Here is a 2,479-nt window from a genome sequence, read left to right on the forward strand (position 1 = left end):
CAAATCGCCACCCGCGCCTCCAGCGCAACGGCTCCTCATCGCCTTCGCTAGACCTTCTATCCTCTGTCGCACAGCTATCGGCCGTGTGAGAAATGCGGGCTAGGGAATGAGGCTCAATTTCGCTTGATGGCGGCTCCGAGCCGCGCCAGCGCCGTCTTGAGCTGTTCATCTTCGATGTCGCCCAAGCTCTCCGCCACCTTGGCCACCGATTTGGGATCGGGCGGGCCCGGCCGAGCCGGCCGCCGGGTGCGCGACAGCGGGGCCTGACGGAACGCCAGCTTGCCGACCGCGCTCCAGCCGAAGAAGCGGTTGACCCGTTCCAGGATCACGTCGGCGGTGTGCTGGATCTCCAGCGCCATCGGCCCCTCGACCCGCAGCACCAGCGTCGCCGGCTCCTGCGGCTGGCCCTCCACCGGCCTCGGCCATTGCATCTTCAGCGGCTCGGCATGGGCCGCGATCTCCGGCCCCGCAATCTGCGCCCACCGCGTCACCAGCTCGCGCGCCGCAAAGCCCTGCTTGGCATACGCCTCGGCGAAGACGTCGTTCAGCAAGAGCGAAAGCGGCTTTGCGCTGATGGGGCCGGGTTTGGGCGGGAATTTGGACATGGCGACCTTATAGCACTGTGCCCGTCGCGCGAGGAACTGCTGCCGTCATGGCCGGGCTTTCTTCCGGCCAGCCACGCCTTGCCGCGAAGGAAGAAAGACGTGGATGCCCGCGACAAGCGCGGGCAGGACATGGAGAGACCGGCCCCACATCGTTACAGTGCGAGCATGCCCCCCAAATCGGCCCGCAAGACGAAATCGGAACCAGTCCAACCGGAACATCTGGTTCGTCCTTTGGCGCTCCTTCACTGGTATGACCGCCACCGCCGCCGTCTGCCTTGGCGCGCGGCGCCCGGCGAGGCATCAGACCCTTACCGCGTCTGGCTGTCGGAGATCATGCTCCAGCAGACCACGGTGAAGGCAGTCGGGCCCTATTTCGAGAAATTCGTGGCGCGCTGGCCGGACGTCACGGCGCTCGGCCGGGCTTCGCTCGACGACGTGCTGCGGATGTGGGCCGGGCTCGGTTACTATTCGCGCGCGCGCAACCTCTACGCCTGTGCGGCCGCGGTGACGCGCGAGCATGGCGGCGTCTTTCCCGACACCGAGGAGGGCCTGCGTGCGCTGCCCGGAATCGGGCCGTACACGGCAGCTGCAATTGCGGCGATCGCGTTCGACCGCCGCACCATGCCGGTCGACGGCAATATCGAGCGGGTGGTCTCGCGCCTGTTCGCGGTCGAGGAGGAGCTGCCGCAGGCCAAGCCGCTGATCCAGCAACTGGCAACGACGCTGCTCGCAGACTCTCGCGCCGGCGACAGCGCACAGGCGCTGATGGACCTGGGTGCCTCGATCTGCACGCCGAAGAAGCCGGCCTGCTCGCTGTGTCCGCTCAACGAGGATTGCGTCGCACGAGCGCTGGGGACGCAGGAAACATTTCCGCGCAAGGCGCCGAAGAAGAGCGGAACGTTGCGGCGCGGTGCCGCCTTCGTCGTCACCCGGGGCGATGAACTGCTCGTCCGCAGCCGGCGGGAAAAGGGCCTGCTCGGCGGCATGACCGAGGTGCCGTGCTCGGATTGGCTCGCCGGCCAGGACGATACGACGGCGAAGCAGCAGGCGCCGGAGCTGAAGGGGCTGACGCGCTGGCAGCGCAAGATGGGCGTCGTCACCCACGTCTTCACGCATTTTCCGCTGGAGCTGGTGGTCTATACGGCGAAGGTGGAAGCCCGCACGCGCGCGCCCGAGGGCATGCGGTGGGTGCCGATCGCCACACTTGCCGGCGAAGCGCTGCCCAACGTCATGCGCAAGGTCATCGCGCATGGATTGGATCTCTAGCGCCCACTCTGCTGACATCATGCTGGCAGCAGACCTGCGTTATCCAGCGGCGGCAACGGAGGTTCGCATGGTCAAGACTGCGCTGGACAACTTTCGAAGACCGCCCTGCGCCGAGCTATTGGGCTGGCGCCTGCTCGATGCCCGCCCGCAGGAGGGCTGGATCAAGCTCGGCTTCGAGGGCAAGCCGGAGTTCTGCAATCCAGCAGGCTTCATCCAGGGCGGCATGCTCTCGGCCATGCTCGACGACACGATGGGCCCCGCCGTGCTGGTGATGAGCGAGGGCCGGCTCTACACCACCACCATCAGCATGACCGTGAATTTTCTGTCGCCGGCAAAGCCCGGCCCGATCGTCGGCGAGGCCCAGGTGACGCAGCTCGGCAAGACCATCGCCTTCGTCGAAGGCAAGCTGATGGCCGAGGACGGCACGGTGCTGGCGACGGCAAGTGCGACCGAGCGGCTGCTGGAGGCGGCAAGGGTGGTGCGGTAAGACGGTAGCCACGCGCTCCACTTGAGCAACCGGCGACATGGGTAACAGTTCAAACCGACGACATGGGTAACACAATTCTCGTTTCGTTCAGGCCTGCTGTTGTTGGGGCTGTGGACCCTGG

The 2,479-nt window shown here is 66.5% G+C and carries 3 protein-coding genes; 2 read left to right on the top strand and 1 reads right to left on the bottom strand.

The annotated features are described in order from the left end of the window. Window positions 1-113: 113 nt before the first annotated feature. Window positions 114-605 carry a DciA family protein gene (locus IVA91_RS32235; RefSeq protein WP_247279634.1) on the bottom strand — a complete coding sequence of 164 codons (492 nt, stop codon included), beginning with the start codon at window positions 603-605 and terminating at the stop codon, window positions 114-116. 165 nt (window positions 606-770) lie between these two features. On the opposite strand from IVA91_RS32235, the gene mutY reads away from it, so the two are divergent. Continuing rightward, on the top strand, window positions 771-1,871 hold the full coding sequence (mutY, locus tag IVA91_RS32240) for an A/G-specific adenine glycosylase (protein WP_247279635.1): 1,101 nt from the start codon (window positions 771-773) through the stop codon (window positions 1,869-1,871). Between the two features lie 67 nt (window positions 1,872-1,938). Next, the gene (locus IVA91_RS32245; protein WP_247279636.1) at window positions 1,939-2,358 is read left to right on the top strand and encodes a PaaI family thioesterase; all 420 of its coding nucleotides are present in this window, start codon (window positions 1,939-1,941) and stop codon (window positions 2,356-2,358) included. Window positions 2,359-2,479 lie beyond the last annotated feature (121 nt).

The sequence above is a fragment of the Bradyrhizobium sp. 153 genome (assembly GCF_023073835.1).
GTDB lineage: Bacteria > Pseudomonadota > Alphaproteobacteria > Rhizobiales > Xanthobacteraceae > Bradyrhizobium.

What these genes read in the sequence shown, in the direction of transcription:
- IVA91_RS32235 (WP_247279634.1), bottom strand. Translation starts at nt 605, where the DNA reads ATGTCCAAATTCCCGCCCAAACCCGGCCCCATCAGCGCAAAGCCGCTT.
- mutY (WP_247279635.1), top strand. Translation starts at nt 771, where the DNA reads ATGCCCCCCAAATCGGCCCGCAAGACGAAATCGGAACCAGTCCAACCG.
- IVA91_RS32245 (WP_247279636.1), top strand. Translation starts at nt 1,939, where the DNA reads ATGGTCAAGACTGCGCTGGACAACTTTCGAAGACCGCCCTGCGCCGAG.